The sequence below is a fragment of the Paenibacillus sp. FSL F4-0097 genome (assembly GCF_038593125.1).
Classification (GTDB): domain Bacteria; phylum Bacillota; class Bacilli; order Paenibacillales; family Paenibacillaceae; genus Paenibacillus_AQ; species Paenibacillus_AQ odorifer.
Genome location: NZ_CP151965.1, coordinates 5,324,638 through 5,345,964, shown reverse-complemented (window position 1 = coordinate 5,345,964; position 21,327 = coordinate 5,324,638). Strand labels below are relative to the sequence as shown.

12 protein-coding genes and 1 pseudogene are annotated in these 21,327 nt (G+C 45.5%); 12 read left to right on the top strand and 1 reads right to left on the bottom strand.

The window, feature by feature from the left end:
* The first annotated feature begins 124 nt into the window (after window positions 1-124).
* From MHH86_RS23975 to MHH86_RS23925, 11 genes and pseudogenes are all read left to right on the top strand, one after another.
* On the top strand, window positions 125-1,423 hold the full coding sequence (locus tag MHH86_RS23975; RefSeq protein WP_036677630.1) for an NCS2 family permease: 1,299 nt from the start codon (window positions 125-127) through the stop codon (window positions 1,421-1,423).
* Window positions 1,424-2,380: 957 nt separating this feature from the next.
* Window positions 2,381-4,564 (top strand): UvrD-helicase domain-containing protein, encoded by a 2,184-nt coding sequence (locus MHH86_RS23970; RefSeq protein ID WP_036677628.1) that lies wholly within the window; start codon window positions 2,381-2,383, stop codon window positions 4,562-4,564.
* Window positions 4,565-4,955: 391 nt separating this feature from the next.
* The gene (locus tag MHH86_RS23965; RefSeq protein ID WP_036677625.1) at window positions 4,956-5,237 is read left to right on the top strand and encodes a CD3324 family protein; all 282 of its coding nucleotides are present in this window, start codon (window positions 4,956-4,958) and stop codon (window positions 5,235-5,237) included.
* A gap of 295 nt (window positions 5,238-5,532) precedes the next feature.
* On the top strand, window positions 5,533-6,837 hold the full coding sequence (locus tag MHH86_RS23960; RefSeq protein ID WP_036677622.1) for a replication-associated recombination protein A: 1,305 nt from the start codon (window positions 5,533-5,535) through the stop codon (window positions 6,835-6,837).
* 380 nt (window positions 6,838-7,217) lie between these two features.
* Window positions 7,218-8,234 (top strand): ABC transporter ATP-binding protein, encoded by a 1,017-nt coding sequence (locus MHH86_RS23955; protein ID WP_036677618.1) that lies wholly within the window; start codon window positions 7,218-7,220, stop codon window positions 8,232-8,234.
* On the top strand, window positions 8,221-9,156 hold the full coding sequence (locus tag MHH86_RS23950) for an ATP-binding cassette domain-containing protein (RefSeq protein ID WP_036677615.1): 936 nt from the start codon (window positions 8,221-8,223) through the stop codon (window positions 9,154-9,156). The genes MHH86_RS23955 and MHH86_RS23950 overlap by 14 nt, the downstream gene beginning before the upstream one ends.
* 4 nt (window positions 9,157-9,160) lie before the next feature.
* Window positions 9,161-10,123 carry an oligopeptide ABC transporter permease gene (gene opp4B / locus MHH86_RS23945; RefSeq protein ID WP_036677612.1) on the top strand — a complete coding sequence of 321 codons (963 nt, stop codon included), beginning with the start codon at window positions 9,161-9,163 and terminating at the stop codon, window positions 10,121-10,123.
* 27 nt (window positions 10,124-10,150) lie between these two features.
* Complete coding sequence (locus MHH86_RS23940; RefSeq protein ID WP_051490985.1) at window positions 10,151-11,056, top strand: ABC transporter permease; 906 nt, start codon at window positions 10,151-10,153, stop codon at window positions 11,054-11,056.
* Window positions 11,057-11,075: 19 nt separating this feature from the next.
* Complete coding sequence (locus tag MHH86_RS23935) at window positions 11,076-12,926, top strand: oligopeptide ABC transporter substrate-binding protein (RefSeq protein ID WP_036677608.1); 1,851 nt, start codon at window positions 11,076-11,078, stop codon at window positions 12,924-12,926.
* Between the two features lie 291 nt (window positions 12,927-13,217).
* The gene (locus tag MHH86_RS23930; protein ID WP_036677605.1) at window positions 13,218-15,950 is read left to right on the top strand and encodes a glycoside hydrolase family 9 protein; all 2,733 of its coding nucleotides are present in this window, start codon (window positions 13,218-13,220) and stop codon (window positions 15,948-15,950) included.
* 32 nt (window positions 15,951-15,982) lie between these two features.
* A pseudogene (locus MHH86_RS23925) lies at window positions 15,983-18,966 on the top strand (glycoside hydrolase family 48 protein).
* Window positions 18,967-19,329: 363 nt separating this feature from the next.
* Here the strand turns inward: MHH86_RS23925 and mnmA are convergent.
* Window positions 19,330-20,451, bottom strand: coding sequence for a tRNA 2-thiouridine(34) synthase MnmA (mnmA, locus tag MHH86_RS23920; RefSeq protein ID WP_036677701.1), 1,122 nt, complete (start codon window positions 20,449-20,451; stop codon window positions 19,330-19,332).
* A gap of 294 nt (window positions 20,452-20,745) precedes the next feature.
* Between mnmA and MHH86_RS23915 the strand changes: the two genes are divergently transcribed.
* Window positions 20,746-21,165, top strand: a complete 420-nt coding sequence (locus MHH86_RS23915; protein WP_036677599.1) for an Rrf2 family transcriptional regulator — start codon at window positions 20,746-20,748, stop codon at window positions 21,163-21,165.
* Window positions 21,166-21,327: the final 162 nt, after the last annotated feature.

The window sequence follows — 21,327 nt, the reverse complement described above, 5'->3', positions numbered from 1 at the left end:
GGTTCTGCAAGAAGCAGGCCACAAATAGGCATAATAGCTGAACCGGGATGAACGGCTGATTATTAGATTTATAATCCGGGTAATATCCGCCTGCGGAACTTAATATCAGTGGAGGTTTTTGTACATGAAATCGAATTTTTGGCGAAATAGTGTGGGGCTTGCGCCTGAGAATGACTGGAAACGGGAATGGGCTGCAGGGATTCTCTCCTATTTTGCTTCAGTTTATATTGTTATGGTGAATGCGACGATTCTCCATGACGCGGGGATGCCGCTTAGACCTGCAATGGTGGCTACACTGTTGACTGCTATTACCGGCTGTCTGCTGATGGCTTTTGGCGGGAAGACGCCTATCATCGTGGTTCCGGGGATGGGGATTAACGCATTTTTCACTTATACGCTTGTTCATTCCATGAAGCTGGACTGGAGAGAGGCGCTTACTGTAGTCGTTATAACAGGCGTGTTATTCGCTATCGTGGCCTTTACATCACTTTATCGTATTCTTAGTGAGGCAATTCCCCAAAACCTGCAGCATGCCATTACAGTCGGTATAGGGCTGTTTCTGACTTTTATAGGGCTGCAAAAGAGCGGGATAGTGATTGCCCATCAGACTACTTTTGTTGCCATAGGACATTTTAGTGATCCTGCAGTTATTACATCCTGTGTGACTTTATTGCTGGCTTTAGTGTTATTTATCCGGGGAACTAACGGCGGCCTGCTGATAAGTATGCTGGTTGGTACAGGACTAGCCTATCTTCTGGGAGCTGCACATGCACCGGAAAAACAAGCTTCAGGGCATGTATTCTCAGGTTATGGCGGCCTATTTTTCGGAATGGACTGGAGCGGTATTGTGAGCCTTGTGTTCTGGATTGCTGTATTCCTGTTATTGTTAATCGTTGTATTTGAAAATATCGGTCTTGTAGCCTCACAGACGATGATGGCAGGCCGTCCAGAACGCTTCAAAAGCAGCCTGCGTGCGCTCTCGCTTGCCAATATCGCCGCGGGTCTTTTCGGAAGCAGTCCAGTCGTGGCCGCTGCAGAATCCAATGCAGGAATAGCTGCGGGCGGGCGTTCGGGTCTCACCTCGCTGGTGACAGGGCTTCTATTCGGGGCGACCTTCTTATTCCTTCCGTTGTTATCCTATATTCCCGATAGTGCGATCGCACCGATCCTGATTGTGATCGGCGGACTTATGGTACAGAATGTGCGTGAGATGGACTTGAGTGATTTGACCGAGCTGTTCCCGTCTTTTCTAATCATGGTTATGATTCCATTCACCTATAGCATTGTGGATGGTATGGCTTTTGGTTTTATTACCTACCCAATTGTGAAGCTGGCGCTGGGCAAAGGGAAGGAAGTGCCACCTGCGCTGTATGGGATTGCTGGTTTGTTTGTAGCTAACTTTATTTTGCAGGCTGTGCTATAGTGCGGCATCCAGTTTCTTTGATTGCGAGGGAACTGTTGTTCACTAATCAGCTCTATTAGCCAGCGTTGAAATCAAAGGTATAAATACCGTCGATTGGAGCTAAATGCGCGTAGACGTCGAAATCAAAGGTATAAATACCGTTGATTGGAGCTAAATGCGCGTAGACGTCGAGATCAAAGGTATAAATACCGTAGATTCGAGCCGAATACGCGTAGAAGTCGAAATCAAAGGTATAAATACCGTAGATTCGAGCTAAAAGCGCATAGACGCCGAAATCAAAGGTATAAATACCGTTGATTGGAGCTAAAAGCGCGTAGACGACGAAATCAAAGGTATAAATACCGTAGATTCGAGCCGAATACGCGTAGACGTCGAAATCAAAGGTATAAATACCGTTGAATGGAGCTAAATGCGCGTAGAAGTCGAAATCAAAGGTATAAATACCGTAGATTCGAGCCGAATACGCGTAGACGTCGAGATCAAAGGTATAAATACCGTTGATTGGAGCTAAATGCGCGTAGACGTCGAAATCAAAGGTATAAATACCGTTGATTGGAGCCGAATACGCGTAGACGTCGAGATCAAAGGTATAAATACCGTAGATTCGAGCTAAAAGCGCATAGACGAAGAAATCAAAGGTATAAACACCGTTGATTGGAGCTAAATGTGCGTGTACGCCGAAACCAAAGGCAAAAATGCCTTTGATCCGTGCTAAATGTATGTAAGCGCCGAAATCAAAGGCAAAAACACCTTTGGTGTGTCCTAAATATTCGACGCTTGTGCGAGCTAAGGAGCACCAAAGGGTTTTAGGTTGGAGAACTTATAAGTTTAGTCAAATCATTTGAAAGATTTGGTATTTAAGCGCTGATTGTGCTACAATGGGTATCCTTTTGCGTGAGAAATGGGCGTAGGAGCATGAAAATTTAAGCTCGATAAACTTTTAGGAGGTAACTGAAATTGGAAGACAACTTTCAAAGTGCCTATCAAGAGGAAGAAGACAGGCTGAATCAAGCGCTTACTGAAATTGACACTTTGCTGGAGAAGCTCCAGCAGACACCAGTGTACACGGGACATGACTATACGGAACAGGTGCTGGAAGCGAACCGTGATCAGAAGCGCAAAGATCTTGCCAAGCTTAGGCAGGAGCCTTATTTCGGACGGCTTGATTTTCAAGGCAATGATGAGAATGAACGGAAGGCACTCTATATAGGCAAAATCGGCGTAGACCGTGAGCAGGTAAGCGACCGTCCGCTAGTCATCGACTGGCGCGCACCGGTAGCAAGCCTGTTCTATTCGTTTACCGGCGGTACCGAGCCAGCCTCCTATGAAGCTCCTGAGGGATTGATAGAGGGGCTGGTATACCTCAAACGCAACGTCGTGATTCGGAAGCAAATTCTGGAGCGGGTCGCGGATACGTACAATCGGGAAAGCGATGCACCGATAGTATCAGATGAGTTTCTCGTCTATCGACTAGGGGAGAATAAGGATAATCGCCTACGGGATATCGTATCGACCATACAAGAGGAGCAGGACAAGATTATCCGTGCTGCCAAGAATACAGCGCTGATCATTCAGGGCGTGGCAGGAAGCGGTAAAACAACCGTTGCACTGCACAGGCTTGCTTTTCTGCTGTATCAATACAAGGATCAGGTTTCTGCGGAAAAAATGATCATTTTTGCACCAAACCGGATGTTTTTAGATTACATCTCGGATGTATTGCCTGAGCTCGGGGTAGGTAATATTGCTCAAAATACATTTCCGGATTGGGCAGCTAATGTACTAGGACTGGAATTGCCGGAACAGGATGCGACGGAGACGATGAACCGCTGGTTCGAAACCTCTGGCGGCATGCCGGTAATTACAGAAAAGACACCAGGGCGCTTCAAGGGTTCCACGGTGCTGATGGGAATCATAGAGTCCAGCATCAAGCTATTGGAAAGCAGCTCTGTACCTGAGGGTGATTTTAGCCCGTGGGAGGGTGCGGTGCTACGCCGTTCTATGATTTTGCGCTGGCATAATGAGGAGTATGCTCCCTATCCTCCAGCTAAGCGCAAGGAACGGGTAATGGCGCGGATTCATCGCTGGATTGAGATGGAACTGAAGAAGAGCCCTTCAGCTGCTGCTATGAAGGATCGCAAGAAAAAAGGCGCGCAGCGAGAGAAGGCTTATAGTGCCAAATGGCCTAAATATGATCCATTAACGATCTATAAGCAAATTTTCCGAGCAGCTAAACTTCCTGAGGATTGGCCGGTTGAACCGCCAGAGGAAATTCCGGCAGCTGTACTGAAGGAAACGGCAAAAGAGCTGAAAAAAGGCATCATACGTGAAGAGGATTTACCTCCGCTGCTGTATATCCATTATCTTTTGAATGGTGATGAGGGTGTTACTCGCTTTGACCATGTAGTAATTGATGAGGCTCAGGATTTTTCACCTTTCCAAATTGCCGTTCTGGATTTATATGTGCGAGGCCATTCCTTTACGATCCTGGGTGATCTCTCGCAGGGCATACATGCCTATAAAGGCGTACACGCGTGGGAAGAGATGCAGACGTTGTTTACCCCTGAGAACACGGCTTATCACGCGCTGACACGCAGCTATCGTTCTACTATGGAAATTATAGACTTCGCTAATGGAATTCTATCTTCAGGTGTGGAGAGCTCATTGCTGGCTGTTCCTGTGTTTCGTAGTGGAGATCCCGTGCGTATGATCGCCTACGGTGAGGATAACGGGGAACTGGTGGCTGATGAGCAAGCTCGCTTGCGGACAATAACCTCTGCACTGAAGTCTCTGTCAGGAAGGGAATACCGTACGGTGGCTGTCCTAACAAGAAATCTTCATGAGGCTGCAGAACTATATGCGGAGCTGGCACAGCATTTTGAAGATATTCATCTGATTGATGGCAGTATGACGCAATATCAGGGTGGACTATCGGTGCTGCCTGTCTATTTATCAAAAGGTTTGGAGTTCGATGCGGTGATCTTAGCAGATGCCGATCAAGACCATTACGGGGCGACGGCTTGGGACGCGAAGCTGATGTATGTCGGCTGTACACGTGCTCTCCATGAGCTGTGGCTGCTCCATAATGGGGAAGTTCCTTCCTATGTGCAAACGGCGGCTGGAAGCGATTCTGAGGGGGAGTAAGACTGGTGGAGAATGGTTATAACTGTTCTTGGTCTTGTAACTCCCCCATAGGTATGGCTTAATAATAAGTGTCCGGCCGGGCAAGAACACTTCTGGAAGGAGGCTGATTGAAATGATTTCAGTATACGAGGTGGTTTCCGTTTAATACGGAAACCTGCTTAAAGCGAGGAGGCCTTATGGCCTCCTTATTACTAACATAAGAAGTACCACACTTATCCATAAGAACGAAATTTATGAAATCGAATGTAGACGCTACCAAAAGGTTTTTATATAATGAAATTACGGATTTTTCCAAATATGAGGAGAAGAAAGGAGGCAGGTGACGTGATTATAACTAAAAACTTAGTTGACCGACGCATAGGGACACACCTGTTGAAGGAGGAAATGCAAGTTGAGTTATGTAAATGGGAAGGATGTGCTCCCCCCTGGCTTGCTCGAAGAGCTTCAGGGATACATCCAAGGTGAACTGCTCTACATCCCAAAGAGGACGGAAGAGCGGGTTCGATGGGGCGAGAACAGCGGTTCGAGGAAAGAAATAGCGAACCGGAACAAGGAAATTTTCAGTTGTCATCGAAGCGGTGATTCCGTAGCGGAACTTCAGAAGAAGTACCATCTATCGGAAGAAAGCATTCGTAAAATCATATCAAAAATGCGGCTGGCAGTAAATTGCTAGCTTGCAATTCAAGCATAAACGCCTCTGGTGTCCTTATAAGGACGGTAAGCGTTATGCGAGAAATCATAAGGATAAAGTGTAGCGTGAAACCTATACTTTCTTATATTTTGAAAAAAGAGCATGGCTCCCGCCTTTCTAAGACGAGATCATGCTCTTTTTATTTTGGCGTAAAATAAGTCTATGCTGATACTGTTACCTTGAACCGGCAGGACATCCTAATCCTTCCCTGTGATATGGTATGATAGAGAGGGATTTATATTGAGCTTTTACAAGAATATAGCAAGGAAGTGGAGTTATGGATTTATTTTCTTTCGGAGAGGACACCGGGGGCGGACGGCTGCTTGCGGACCGGATGAGACCGGAGAATCTTGATGAATATATTGGTCAAGAGCATATCATAGGTCGGGGGAAGCTGCTGCGAAGAGCGATTGAGGCGGATCAAGTCTCTTCGATTTTGCTCTATGGTCCCCCGGGATGCGGTAAGACGACACTCGCGCATATTATTTCTCATCACACACAAGGGGAATTCGTACGTCTGAATGCGGTGGAAGCTACCGTGAAGGATGTACGGGAGGTTATTGAGCGAGCTCAGAACAATCAAACATTGTACGGCACAAAGACGATCCTGTTCCTGGACGAGGTGCATCGATTTAATAGCTCACGCCAGGATGCGCTTTTGCCAGCGGTAGAAAAAGGGACCATCACCTTCATTGGAGCGACTACAGAGAACCCGTTCCATTATGTTAATGGGGCGCTTATGAGCCGCTCCACCTTATTTCAGCTGGAGGCATTAACGAGTGAACACAGTCTGATCGCGATGCGCAGAGCCTTGGCGGACAAAGATAAAGGTCTTGGATTTATGGAGCTTCAGGTCGATGAAGAGGCTTTGTTGCATATTGCAACTATGGCTAATGGAGACATTCGCCGGGCACTAAATGCGCTGGAGCTGGCAGCCCTGACTACCGCGCCGCAAGTTGATGGAAGTGTTCATATTACGCTGGAGGTGGCGGAGGAATCCATTCGGCGCCCCATTGTGAAGGCTGATGAATCTACGCAGTATGATGTGCTATCCGCTTTTCATAAAAGTATTCGCGGTTCCAGTGACGCCGCGTTGTTCTGGTTTCTGTATGCGGTAGAAAAGCTTGGAATGGACCCTATGACTTTTATTCGGCGCCTGATTGCAGCCAGCAGTGAGGATATCGGCCTGGCTAATCCCCAAGCTATGGTTCAAGCGGTGAGTGCGCTGGATGCCTATCGAAACAATGGTTGGCCAGAGGCGAAGCTGAACATTGCCCAAGCTATTCTTTTTGCCGTGGAAAGTCCGAAGTCTAATGCTGTGGTTATGGCTATTTCCAATGCAATGGCAAGTATGGATGAGATCAAATCAGCGGAGGTACCGCTGCATCTGCGTGATACGCACTATAAAGGCGCAACTGCGTTAGGGCATGAAGGATATCAATATCCGCACAATTTTCCGGGGCATTATGTAAAGCAGGAGTATTTGCCTAAGGAGATTTCTCAGCGTGTTTTTTATCAAGCAACTGAGCAAGGCAACGAGATTAAGATTCGTCATAATCAAAAGCTTCGGCGGGAGCAGTAACCCAGCTAGCGACTGTAATACCTTCCAATTTCATGCTGGAAAGCAAAAGATTTTAACTTTCAGACGAACTAAATAATTCCCAAAAAAAGGCGGCCTAGAGCCGTTTTTTTGTTGCCTACGTTACTTTTAATCACATCGATTGAAAATTTTTTATAGGAAAAGATTGATAATTTACCATAAGTTAATTAAAATGAACTACAAAGTTACGAGATGTTCATTTTTATTTCCGATTGAACTACTGGTAGTATTCTTAATGGTGTTAATTATCATCACATTGGTTATTTCAAAATGTTTCATGAAAATCAACACTATTTATATCAAAATTTACATAATATTTTCATTGTGTTAATTTTGAAATCCTTGTCGTTAGGGTGATGAATATGGGCGAAGAACTACTAGAAATCAAAAATTTGTCGACATCGTTCAGAATTGCAGACGACTATTATGCTGCGGTTGATGATGTTACCCTGTCTGTTCGCAAAAATGAAATTCTGGCTATCGTTGGAGAGTCTGGTTCAGGAAAAAGTGCGCTCGCCTTTTCAATTATGGGGCTGCACACCAGAGCCAAAATTGACGGACAAATCAAATACAAGGGCCAGGACATCGTTACCATGTCTCCTGCTGCACTAAACAAGCTGCGCGGCCAAGAAATGTCTATGATTTTTCAAGATCCTTTATCCGCTTTAAACCCGCTAATGATCATCGGCTCACAGATTGAAGAAGTACTTATCCTACACGATTCCAAGCTTTCTAAGAAACAGAGAAAAGAGAAGGTCATTGATCTTTTGACCAAGGTTGGAATTTCCCGTCCCGAGCATACATATCAGCAGTACCCCCACGAATTATCCGGTGGCATGAGGCAGCGGGTGGTTATCGCCATTGCGATAGCCAATGGACCCAAGCTTTTGATCGCTGACGAACCTACTACAGCACTAGATGTGACTATCCAATTACAAATCCTTGAACTTATTAAAAAATTAAAAAACGATATGGAAGCAGGCATTATCTTAATCACTCATGACTTAGGGGTTGTAAGCGAAATGGCTGACCGTGTTGCGGTGATGTATGCCGGACAAATCGTCGAAATCGCAGATATTTTTACGTTGACGTCTAATCCGAAACATCCGTATACGAGATCCTTATTAAACTCCATTCCAACGGCAAAAGAAGAGAAATCCAGATTGCATGTGATTCAGGGGATTGTTCCACCACTGCAAAACCTTCCGCGTAAGGGCTGCCGTTTCTCGGCACGGACGCCTTGGATTCCTGAATCGGAGCATGAGGAGAACCCACAGCTGCATGAAGTCGCACCCGGACATTTCGTTCGCTGCACCTGTTATAACAATTTCCATTTCCCTGATACTAACGAGGAGGCAATCCACAATGGGACTTCTTGAGGTTAAAAATTTAGCAGTACATTTTCCGATCCACGGCGGTGTTTTTCGAAGGGAAGTTGGCGTAGTTAAGGCTGTCGATAATGTTAATTTTACCATTGAAGCTGGGCAAACCTATGGTCTGGTTGGTGAATCTGGTTCCGGAAAGACGACAACGGGTCGCGCGATTATAGGTCTTAATTCTATTACTAGCGGCAGCGTGATTTTTGAAGGGCAAGATTTGGCCTTGAGGGGTGTACGTAAGCAAAGAAATGTCCGCAAAGACATTCAGATGATCTTTCAGGATCCGTACTCTTCCTTAAATCCTAAGAAGCGTGTACTCGATATTATTGCAGAACCGTTGCGTAATTTCGAAAAAATGTCTCCAGGGGAAGAAAAACGCCGGGTGCAGGAATTGCTTTTACAGGTAGGCTTAAGTCCTGAGAACATCCTGAAATATCCGCATGAATTTTCTGGCGGCCAGCGGCAGCGGATCGGAATTGCCAGAGCAATTGCACTCAAGCCAAAGCTTATTATTGCTGACGAGCCGGTATCTGCGCTAGATGTCTCAGTACAGGCACAAGTGCTTAACTTCATGCAGGACATTCAAAAAGAGCTGAATCTTACTTTTCTATTTATCAGTCATGATCTCGGGATCATCAGGCATATGTGCGATCACATAGGGATTATGTATAAAGGACGACATGTGGAGCAAGGGACTGCTAAAGATATTTTTGACAATCCTCAGCATATTTATACCAAACGACTCATTGCCGCCATTCCTGATATTGATCCGAAACAGAGAGAAAAGCAGACGGAGTTTAGAAAATCAGTAAGCAAAGAATATGAACAAGCGCACCGGAATTATTTTGATGAAGAAGGCATGGCTTATCCATTAAAATCAATTTCCGAGACTCATCTGGTAGCCTTGCCTGAGAAAGGTTGAGAATATGTGGAAGATTATCGTTCGTAGAATTCTTATAATGATCCCTCAAGTAGTTCTATTAAGTATTCTTGTTTTTCTTATGGCGAAGGCGATGCCTGGTGACGCACTTTCAGGAATGCTTGATCCGAATATTGACCCGGCGGCCATTGATGCGATGAGAGAAAAGCTCGGTTTAAATGATCCATGGTACATCCAGTACTGGGATTGGATCACTAAAGCGATACAAGGGGATTTCGGCCAGTCCTTCCGTTTCAAAATGCCGGTCTCAGAGCTAATCGGTCAACGCCTGATGAATACCCTTTGGCTGGCCATTGTTACGCTGATTCTTACATACCTTATTGCTATCCCGCTTGGTATTACCAGCGGACGTTATAACGATTCGTGGCTGGATCGCTTGATAACTGGCTATACCTATATTGGATTTGCTGCACCGTTGTTTATTTTTGCACTCTTAATGGTATGGGTTTTCGGATTTCATTTTCATTGGTTTCCTACCAGCGGCAGTGTCAGTCCCGGGGAAGTTCCAGGTACACTAAGTCACTTCTGGAGTAAATTCTACCATCTGCTTCTGCCTGCGCTATCTATGGCGCTAATTGCAACGGTTGGGACCGTACAATATCTGAGAAATGAGATCATTGATACGAAGCAAAAAGATTTCATTCTCACTGCTAGAGCTAAAGGGGCTTCGGAGTCACGCGTATACAATCGTCATATTTTGAGAAACTCCTTGCTGCCGATCGCTGCATTTTTTGGATATGAGATCACTGGGCTAATCGGTGGTACGGTGTTCGTTGAAACGATCTTCAGCTATCCAGGAATGGGTTTGCTGTTTCTAAGTTCGATAACGATTCGGGATTTCAGCGTGGTAACAGCTCTTGTTCTTCTGTATGGGGTTGCTTCCATCGTCGGTGCGTTGTTATCAGACATTATTTTAAGTATCGTAGATCCTCGTATCCGGATTAAATAAGAAGATGAACACTTTGGGGTGAATGAAATGGCAAAGACGAGCGCAGAGATAGCTCTGCTGCAGGAAACTGATAAAAGTCCATCGGGCTTCAAAATTGTTTGGCGGGAGATGGTGCGGGATAAGCTGGCACTGATCTCATTGATTTTCCTATTTACGATTATTGCTGCTGTATATGGGATCTCCTTATTTTTAGATCAGAAAGAAATTGTCACGGTTGACTTGTTCGCCCTATATGAGAAGCCTTCGGCTGTGCATTGGCTGGGGACTGATTATGGAGGACGGGATGTATTCGGTCAATTAATTATAGGAACACGAAATTCCATGTCTATTGCCTTTATGGTTACTTTTTTTACGGGAATTATCGGTATTCTGGTAGGTTTAGTCTCAGGTTACTTTGGGGGAACGGTAGATAATGTCGCGATGCGTATTGTGGATTTCTTCATGATTCTACCTTTTCTAATGATTGTTATAGCTTTTGTCAGCGCAGTGCCTAAGTACAATACATTGACCTTCTCCTTTATCATGACAGCATTTCTTTGGATGGGGATTGCCAGGCTAATTCGTTCCAAGACATTGCAAGAGAAGGAATTGGATTATGTTCAGGCATCTAAGACCCTAGGCTCCTCCAATCTAAAAATTATGTTCACGCAAGTTCTGCCGAACTTAAGCTCTATCATTATCGTAACGATGACCTTGAATCTGGCAGCTAATATTGGATTGGAATCAGGCCTATCCTTTCTAGGTTTTGGTTTTCCAGAAAGTACACCCAGTCTGGGTACTCTAGTAAGCTATGCGAGAAATCCGCAGACCCTTGAGTTCAGATGGTGGATCTGGTTACCCGCATCATTGCTGATCCTGGTATTGATGTTGAGTATAAATAATGTGGGTCAAGCGCTTAAACGTGCGACCGACGCAAGACAAAGAAAAGGATAATAAGGGAGGAAATGATTAAATGAGAAAAGCCATTCGTTCAAAAGCTTTACTAGTTTCATTAATGTTTGTAATGTTGTTCGCTCTTGCGGCTTGCGGCTCCAAGAACAACAACGAAGCGGCTGAATCAACAGCAGCTCCTAGCGCCAGCGCACCTGCGGCAACTGCAGAAGCAACGGCCGCGCCTGAGGCAGAAGACGGACTTTATAACATTAAAGATTTTAGTAACGTTAAGACTAACCAAGGTGAAGCTATTGACGGAGGGACAATTACATTTGGACTTGTTTCCGATAGTCCATTTGAAGGTACTTTGAACTGGAACTTCTATTCTGGAGATCCAGATGCTCAAGTTCTGAACTGGTTTGATGAAGGTTTGTTAACTTGGGATAAAGACTATGTATATACTAATGATGGTGCGGCTACTTATGAAGTTGCAGAAGATGGACGGACGTTTACCTTTACGATTCGCGACAATGTAAACTGGCAGGATGGTAAGCCAGTAACGGCTGAAGACTGGTTGTTCGCCCATGAAGTTATTGGTAATCCTGCTTATGATGGTCCTCGTTATGGTTCTGACTTCACTAATATTGAAGGCATGGATGAGTACCATTCCGGTAAAGCCAAGACCATATCCGGGATTAAAGTGCTGGGTGATAAGAAACTGCAGATTACTTATAAGCAATCTACACCTTCCTTGTTAACGGGTAGCGTATGGATTTATCCATTAGCCAAACATATCTTTGGCGGCATGGATGTTGCCAAAATCTCCTCTTCCCCTGAAGTCCGCCAAAAGCCAATTGGCTTCGGAGCTTTTAAAGTAGAGAGCATCGTTCCTGGTGAGTCTGTAGTATTTGTTAAGAATGAAGATTACTGGCGCGGAGCCCCAAAACTGGATAAAGTAATTTTGAAGGTTATCAACCCAACAACGATTGTACAAGAACTGAAATCTGGCGGAGTTGACTTGGTGGATTCCTTCCCTATTGATCAATTCCCGGATAATGCAAAGATGTCAAACGTTGAATTCCTGGGTGCGGTTGATCGTGCTTATACGTATATAGGCTTTAAGCTTGGTAAATGGGATGCAGAGAAAAAGGTTGTTGCAACAGATCCTAAAGCTAAAATGGCGGATGTAAATCTGCGTAAAGCCATGTGGGCTGCCGTAGATAATGATACTGTCGGTAAGAAGTTTTATAATGGACTTCGCTGGAATGCGACTACGTTGATCCCACCTTCCCATCCTGAATTCCATGATGCTTCCAATCCAGGTGTAGCTTATGATCCAGAAGCAGCTAAGAAGATCCTGGATGACGCTGGTTACAAACTAAACGGTGAATTTAGAACGAATCCAGATGGCAGCGAGCTGAAGATTAATTTCATTTCGATGACTGGTGGAGACATTGCTGAGCCGCTGGCTCAATATTATGTACAATCCTGGAAAGCGATTGGTCTGAATGTAACTTTGGAAATGGTAGAGTTTAATACCTTCTATGATCGCATAGGTCAAAATGGTGAGGATGATCCTACTGTTGATGTGTACCAAGGCGCTTGGGGTGTAGGGATTGACGTTGACCCATCAGGTCTGTATGGCAAAGATGCAATCTATAACTTCCCGCGTTACTCGAGTGCAGAGAACGATCGTTTGCTCGCCGAAGGGATCTCCGAGGCTGCATTTGATGTAGACAAACGTAAAGAAATCTATAAAGAGTGGCAACAATTTATGGTTGATGAGATTCCAGTATTCCCAACACTTTATCGTGCTGTAATAGTGCCGGTTAATAACCGCGTCCTGAATTATTGGGCTGTTGGTGATGGAGTTGAAATCTATTATAACGACATTGCGGTTTCTGCAGATAAAGCTGCGGTAGCTCAGTAAGAGGGTATTAATGAACAGCAGTTCAAGGAGAGATCCTGAGCTGCTGTTTTTATTTTTCATTAAATTAACAATAATTCCTATATTTTGTACATTATTTACTGTAAAAATATAGTGTTTTAATGAAAGATATGGTATATTTTGGGTGAGAGCGAAACTTTCGCTTAAATATAGCTCTTAGAGAGAGGTGAGTGGATGATCGCAATGACGGGTACCTGATTCAAGTGAGGGAGGTGTTACGGGACTGAGGTGTAATCTTTCTTGTGGCATTCACTGAAGAGAGGGGCAGTAGAAATGATCAAGAGGTATAGGAAACAAGGACTGGTGTTCAGTTTGTTGTTTGCGCTTACATTTTGTTCAAATGCTGCATTTCAACCGGCGATAGCAGAGGCGGCGGCCGGAGACTATAACTATGCGGAGGTTCTTCAAAAATCTATTTATTTCTACGAAACCCAGCGGTCTGGTGAATTGCCAGATAACAATCGGGTGGAATGGCGGGGCGATTCCGGTCTTTTGGACGGGGCGGATGTGGGACATGATCTGACTGGTGGTTGGTATGATGCCGGTGATCACGTTAAATTCGGTCTGCCTATGGCTTATTCTACGACGATGCTGGCGTGGTCGGTTTATGAGTACAAGCAAGGATATGAGGGGTCTGGGCAGCTGGAGGAAATATTAGACAATATTCGCTGGGCAACCGATTATTTTGTAAAAGCTCATACCGCTCCTAACGAGCTGTGGGGACAAGTTGGTAACGGAACAACCGATCATAATTGGTGGGGACCCGCAGAAGTCATGCAGATGCAGAGACCTTCCTACAAAATTGATGCCACTCATCCCGGATCAGATCTTGCCGCAGAAACAGCTGCAGCGTTAGCTTCAGCATCCATTATTTTCAGGGATACGGATGCCGTATATGCGGACAAGCTGCTGCTGCATGCTAAACAGCTTTACAATTTTGCTGACACTTACCGCGGCTCCTATTCCGATAGCATTACCGATGCCAAACAATATTATAATTCTTGGAGCGGTTATGCGGATGAATTGAGCTGGGGGGCTGTCTGGTTGTATTTGGCGACTAACGATCAGCAGTATCTCAATAAGGCTATTGCAGCAAGTGATCAATGGGGAACGAATCAGGCTGGAAACTGGGGTTATCAGTGGACGCAGTCTTGGGACGACAAGCATTATGGCGCTCAATTACTGTTGGCACGAATCACCGGGCAGACCAAGTTCATTCAATCCACTGAACGGAATATGCAGTATTGGACGACTGGAGTGGGTGGAACAAGTGACCGTGTTGCCTATACACCTGGCGGACTAGCCCATCTGGATCAATGGGGCGCATTGCGTTATGCAGCCAATCAGGCTTTTATGGCCTTCGTTTACTCGGACTGGGTGAGCGATCCGGTGAAGAAAGATACGGCGCGTTCTTTCGCGGAGAGACAAATTACGTATATGCTTGGCGACAATCCACGAAACAGCAGTTATGTTATCGGTTATGGTAATAATTCTCCTCAGCATCCCCATCATCGAACCTCACATGGATCATGGAATGATAGTCAGACCGTTCCGGTAAATCATCGCCATGTCTTGTACGGAGCGCTAGTTGGAGGCCCGTCCAAAACAGACAGCTACACCGACTCCATTAACGATTATGTCTCGAATGAAGTTGCAACCGATTACAATGCAGCTTTTACAGGAGCTATTGCAAAAATGGTGCTGCTGCATGGACAAGGGCAACAGCCGCTTGCACAATTTCCACCTGCAGAGACACGTGAAGATGAGATGTTTGTCGAAGCCTCTGTGAATGCTAGTGGCAGCAACTTCGTAGAGATTCGAGCATTGCTGAATAACCGTACGGGCTGGCCGGCACGGGCCAGTAAAGAGATGTCTTTTAACTACTATGTGGATCTTAGTGAAGCGATAGCGGCTGGTTATGCTCCTGAGGATATTACGGTTACGGCGGGAGGCTACAATCAGGGTGGAACGGTGTCTGCACTTCAGCCTTACGATGCAGCTAACCATATCTACTATACTAAGGTTGATTTTACAGGTACTTTAATTTATCCGGGTGGACAATCTGCTCATCGTAAGGAGATTCAATTCCGAATTGCAGCCCCGCTGAACACTAACTTCTGGAATAATGCTAATGATTTTTCATTCCAAGGTGTGGCAGCTCAAGGAGCAACTCCTGTTAAAACAGCGAACATTCCGGTGTTTGATGCAGGTGTGCACATGTATGGAGAACTTCCAGCGGGTGGTGGACAACCTGGAGAACCTCAAGTCCCTGCACGTCCGACTAATGTTCAGGCAGTAGCAGGTAATGGGACTGTCCATTTGACTTGGAATGCCATTAGCGGGGTTAGTGAATATACCGTTAAACGCAGTGAAGTGAGTGGAGGCCCGTATACGGTGCTTGAGAATGTCATGGGAACGGATTACATGGATAGTGGACGGGTGAACGGAACCACTTATTATTATGTGATCACTGCCACGAATAGTGTAGGGGAGAGCTTGCCATCTATACAGGTTAGTGCCAAACCCCAAGAAACAACACAGCCCACAACGGGGAATTTGAAGGTGCAATATCGTACGAATGATACGAATGCCAGTGATGGACAGCTGCGCCCTCAGTTCCGAATTATGAATACAGGAACCGAGTCTGTGGCACTTAGCGGCTTGAAGCTGCGTTATTATTTCACTGTGGATGGGGATAAACCACAACAGTTTCATTGTGATTATGCTGTAGTGGGCAGTGGTAATTTAAGCGGCAGTTTTGTTAAGCTGAATCCCGCCAGTACGGGCGCGGATTATTATCTGGAGATTTCTTTTGGTGCAGGGGCTGGAAGCGTAGCGCCTGGTGGAGATAGCGGCGAGATTCAGGCTCGCACCAATAAGACGGACTGGACGGCTTACAATGAAACGGATGATTATTCCTACAGCGCGGTTCAGCAGACATTTGCCGATTGGAATAAAGTTACACTTTATCAAGGTGAAACACTTGTATGGGGCTTAGAACCATAAATATATCCAAGAGAGGGAGCTTGCCTAAGATGATGAAATTGAGCTTAATAAAGAAGCCTGTTTCTGTAATGATGGCCGCAGTCCTGTTTCTCTCACTCATGACCGGTCTATTTAATTTTAGACCTCAGACTGCTCACGCTTCTACTACGGAGCAGACGCGATTTCTGCAATTATATGCGCAGCTAAAAGACCCCGCAAATGGTTATTTCTCTGCTGAAGGAGTACCTTATCATGCGGTAGAGACCTTGATGAGTGAAGCCCCTGATTACGGACATATGACGACCTCAGAAGCTTACAGTTATTGGATGTGGCTTGAGGTACTCTATGGTTATCACACAGGGGACTGGACTAAGCTGGAATCAGCTTGGGACAACATGGAGAAGTATATCATCCCTATTAACGAAGGTGATGGCAAGGAAGAGCAGCCAACCATGAGTTATTACAATCCGAACAGCCCGAAACGTATGCAGCGGAGCATGCTCAGCCGGATCAGTATCCAAGTCAGCTAGGTGGCCAGTATGCAGCAGGTAAAGATCCGCTAGATGCTGAATTGAAGGCGACGTATGGCAACAACCAGACCTACTTGATGCACTGGCTGGTAGACGTGGACAACTGGTACGGCTTCGGCAACTTGCTGAATCCTACGCATACAGCCGCTTATGTGAATACATTCCAACGGGGTGAACAAGAGTCCGTTTGGGAGGCGGTCCCTCACCCGTCTCAAGATGACAAAACGTTCGGAAAAGCAAACGAAGGCTTCATGAGCCTGTTCACAAAAGAAGCTAACGTGCCTTCCGCTCAATGGCGTTACACGAATGCTACAGATGCCGATGCACGGGCAGTACAAGCAATGTACTGGGCTAAAGAGCTCGGCTACAACAATACAGTGTATTTGAATAAAGCTAAGAAAATGGGCGATTTCCTGCGGTACGGTATGTATGATAAATACTTCCAAAAAGTAGGAAGTGCAGCTACTGACGGCACACCTGATGCCGGGACTGGCAAAGATTCCAATCAATATCTTCTGGCTTGGTATACCGCATGGGGCGGTGGACTTGGAGCTACAGGAAACTGGGCTTGGAGAATCGGGGCGAGCCATGCCCACCAAGGGTATCAGAATGTCGTGGCTGCCTACGCACTTTCTGATTCGGATGGTGGTCTGATCCCGTCATCAGCTACAGCTGGACAGGATTGGGAAAATTCTCTGAAACGTCAATTGGAATTCTATACTTGGCTGCAGTCCTCTGAAGGGGCAATTGCCGGAGGAGCGACCAATAGTTATCAAGGCGCCTACAAGGCTTATCCAGCCGGAACCAGTACTTTTTATGGCATGGCATATGACGAAGCTCCAGTCTACCACGATCCTCCATCCAATAACTGGTTCGGGATGCAGGCATGGAGTGTGGAGCGGGTAGCAGAGCTGTACTATATCCTTGCTTCTAACGGAGACACTACATCTGAAAACTTTCAAATGGCAAAACAAGTTATAGAAAATTGGGTAGATTGGTCTAAAGATTATGCCTTTGCCAACAAACGTCCAGTTACGGATGCTGAAGGTTACTACCTGAACAGTCAAGGTAATCGAATTCTTGGAGGAGACAACCCACAAGTGGCAACAGTCTCTGCACCAGGAGAGTTCTGGATTCCAGGTAATGTGGAATGGACAGGACAACCTAATACGTGGAATGGCTTCAGTGGTTCTGCAGCAAACAGTAACCTGAAAGCCGTAACTAAGAGTCCAAGCCAAGATACAGGTGTACTGGGCAGCTATATTAAGGCACTTACCTTCTATGCGGCTGGCACCAAAGCTGAACATGGCAGCTACAGTACTCTGGGAGGAGAGGCTCAGGTACTGGCTAAATCTTTGTTAGACACGGCATGGGGTTATAACGATGGAGTTGGTATTGCAACTACCGAAAGCCGTGGAGATTATTCTCGCTATTTCACTAAAGAAGTCTATTTCCCAAGCGGTTGGACAGGTACATTCGGCCAAGGAAATACGATCCCTGGTTCATCTACAGTGCCTTCCGATCCAGCTAAAGGCGGAAACGGGGTATACGCAAGCTATACCGATATCCGTCCAAATATCGTGAATGACTCCAAGTGGCAATATTTGCTGGACAAATACAATACTTCTTTTAATAAAGTGACTAAAACTTGGGACAATGGAGCCCCTGAATTTACCTACCATCGCTTCTGGTCGCAAGTAGATATGGCAACTGCTTATGCTGAATACGATCGACTGATCAACAGCAGTGTGCCTACTGAGCCAGTAGCTCCAAAAGCACCTTCCAAACCAAGTGTGGTCGCTGGTAACAAAGTTGTAGATCTTAGTTGGAACAACGTAACTGGAGCTACTAGCTACACTGTGAAAAGAGCTGCGACAACTGGTGGCCCTTACAGCGATGTGGCTGTTGTCACTCAGGCGACTTACAATGACGCTTCAGTGGTTAACGGTACGGATTACTACTACGTAGTTAGTGCTTCCAACGTGGTTGGAGAGAGCCCAAATTCGCTTGAGGTTCACGCCAAGCCTATTGATGTGCCGATTCCGGTACAAGGAGATTTGCTGGTGAAATACCGGACAAGTGATACCAATCCGGGAGATAATCAGTTCCGCCCGCAGCTGCAAATTGTTAACAATGGGGATACGGCTGTAGCGCTTAGCGATGTAAAGCTGCGGTATTATTACACGATTGATGGCGATAAACCTCAACAATTTAATGTTGACTATGCTAACATCGGTGGAAGTAATATACAGGGAACATTCGTGAAGGTGGACCCTGCCAAAACTGGAGCGGATTATTATTTAGAAATCTCCTTCGGCGCAGGTGCAGGCAGTCTTGCACCGGGAGCCAACACGGGTGATATCCAGATCCGGGTCAACAAAACGGATTGGAGCAATTACAACGAGGTTGGAGACTACTCTTATGATCCTGCCAAAACATCGTACACGGAATGGAATCATGTGCCATTGTATTTGAATGGTGATCTAGCATGGGGACTTGAGCCTTAAAGTCTAAATAAGGGAAGCCCTAGCCATTTGGCTGGGGCTTTTTTTAGTAATTGGCTAGTTAGCGACTGCGACTAAATGTGGCTTCATATCCATTTTAATTGTATTTTTTACAACTAAAATACACCCTAGCCGCGCCAACGTAATTTAGTTGCACTTCATACAACTATTTATCAGTATATGGGTATTTATTGAGGTATAAGCTCAGTTTAACTGTACAATATACAACTAAAACCCAAAAAGAAATAAAAAAGCACGAAATAGCTGTATTAAATACAACTATTTCGTGCTTTGGTACGTTTGTTAGATATTGTGAGTTACTACGATTACTTGTAGATCAAGCTTTTATAGAAGCTTGGTTTAAATTCACACTTGTGCTGAAGGAACAACCTTCTCCGCATATTCTATCGTTCCGCCGCCGAGACATTGTTCGCCGAGATAGAAGACAACGGCTTGACCAGGTGTGATAGCTTTTTGTGGAACATCAAAGGCTACAGTTATTGTTCCATCTTCACGCGCTGTAAGGGTCACGCCTTGATCTGGCTGGCGATACCGGAATTTGGCGGTGCATTTCAGCGGCTCTTGCCCAAGCTCTTGACCGTCAATCCAGTTAACACCGGAAGCAATCAGGCTAGTGGAGTACAGGCTATGGTGCTTGTCTCCTTGTACTACATAAAGAATGTTGCGGCTAAGGTCTTTCTCAGCTACAAACCACGGTTCGCCGTTGCCAGAGCCACCAATACCAAGGCCTTGGCGTTGGCCTAACGTGTAATACATAAGTCCGTCGTGGCGGCCTTTGATCTCTCCAGTTACTATGTCAACCATATCGCCAGCTTGTGCCGGGAGATATTGACTGAGGAATTCGCGGAAGTTGCGCTCGCCGATAAAGCAGACGCCTGTGCTATCTTTTTTCTTGGCAGTGTAAAGTCCTGCTTCTTCAGCAATTCTCCGCACTTCAGGTTTCGGCAGATGTCCAATAGGGAACATTGTTTTAGAGAGTTGATGTTGCCCCAGTGCATTCAGGAAATAGGTTTGATCCTTATTGTTGTCTACGCCGCGGAGCAGCTTGTACACACCATCTTCTTCTATAACACGTGCGTAATGTCCAGTTGCGACATAATCGGCACCAAGCTGAAGAGCTTTGTTCAAAAATTCTCCAAACTTAATCTCGCGGTTGCACATGACGTCAGGATTTGGCGTCCGGCCGGCCTTATATTCATCGAGAAAATAAGAAAATACCTTATCAAAGTATTCCTTCTCGAAATTAACGGTATAGTAAGGAATATCAATCTGCTCGCATACGCGGCGAACATCCTCTGCATCGCTTTCGGCCGTACATACTCCGAATTCGTCGGTATCGTCCCAGTTCTTCATGAAGATGCCGATGACGTCATAGCCCTGCTGCTTGAGCAGAAGCGCCGTGACGGAGGAATCGACCCCTCCGGACATGCCGACGACGACACGGGTGTCTTGTTTTGCTTTTGTCATCGTAATCACCATTTCTGTACCCAAAATACCGGTCATTCATGGAACACCCGGCTCAAAATGTATTATAACATACCTGTCTACTCTAAACCTCTGAAATAAGAGACTGGAAACAACAAAATGTCCACCTGGGGTGAACATTCTCGTAAAATGTTTCGTTTACCATTTCATTTGTGACTTCGGATATGATAACATAAACTGAGAGTAATTATCGGAATACCTTGATATGACAATCAAAATGACTTGCCGAATCAATAGTATACAATAATCAGACATTAAACTGAAAGAGGTGCCCCTTTGAAAATATCAACCAAAGGTCGTTACGGACTAACAATTATGATGGAGCTTGCACTGAAATTTGGTGAAGGACCAACTTCACTTAAGAGTATCGCTGAGAAAAATGGTCTTTCCGAGCATTATCTGGAGCAACTAATTGCTCCTCTGCGCAATGCAGGGCTTGTAAAAAGTATTCGTGGAGCATATGGCGGATACATTTTGTCGCGTGAGGCGAACGCTATCACTGCCGGTGATATCATCCGTGTGCTGGAGGGCCCTATCTCTCCTGTAGACTTCACGGAAGAGGACGATGCAGCGAAACGGGATTTATGGTTGCGTATTCGTGACAGCATTGCCGATGTGCTGGATTCCACAACACTTTATGATTTGATTAACTACAAAGAAGAGAGTTTGGCTGACAATTACATGTTTTATATTTAGTCCTCGAATGAAAGATATTCCAAAAAAAAATGTGTCAACGTTTAGGCTCCCATTTGGGAGTCTTTTTTTATCTGCGATTCTATTTGTTCTTACGCTTATTAAAGAGCGCGATCCAGCAGCAAGAGGCTCCGATGAACGCTGCGAGAATCGGTATCCATTGAT

Coding starts and splice junctions, on each gene's coding strand:
- MHH86_RS23975 (WP_036677630.1), top strand. CDS start 125: ATGAAATCGAATTTTTGGCGAAATAGTGTGGGGCTTGCGCCTGAGAAT.
- MHH86_RS23960 (WP_036677622.1), top strand. CDS start 5,533: ATGGATTTATTTTCTTTCGGAGAGGACACCGGGGGCGGACGGCTGCTT.
- MHH86_RS23955 (WP_036677618.1), top strand. CDS start 7,218: ATGGGCGAAGAACTACTAGAAATCAAAAATTTGTCGACATCGTTCAGA.
- MHH86_RS23950 (WP_036677615.1), top strand. CDS start 8,221: ATGGGACTTCTTGAGGTTAAAAATTTAGCAGTACATTTTCCGATCCAC.
- opp4B (WP_036677612.1), top strand. CDS start 9,161: ATGTGGAAGATTATCGTTCGTAGAATTCTTATAATGATCCCTCAAGTA.
- MHH86_RS23940 (WP_051490985.1), top strand. CDS start 10,151: ATGGCAAAGACGAGCGCAGAGATAGCTCTGCTGCAGGAAACTGATAAA.
- MHH86_RS23935 (WP_036677608.1), top strand. CDS start 11,076: ATGAGAAAAGCCATTCGTTCAAAAGCTTTACTAGTTTCATTAATGTTT.
- MHH86_RS23930 (WP_036677605.1), top strand. CDS start 13,218: ATGATCAAGAGGTATAGGAAACAAGGACTGGTGTTCAGTTTGTTGTTT.
- mnmA (WP_036677701.1), bottom strand. CDS start 20,451: ATGACAAAAGCAAAACAAGACACCCGTGTCGTCGTCGGCATGTCCGGA.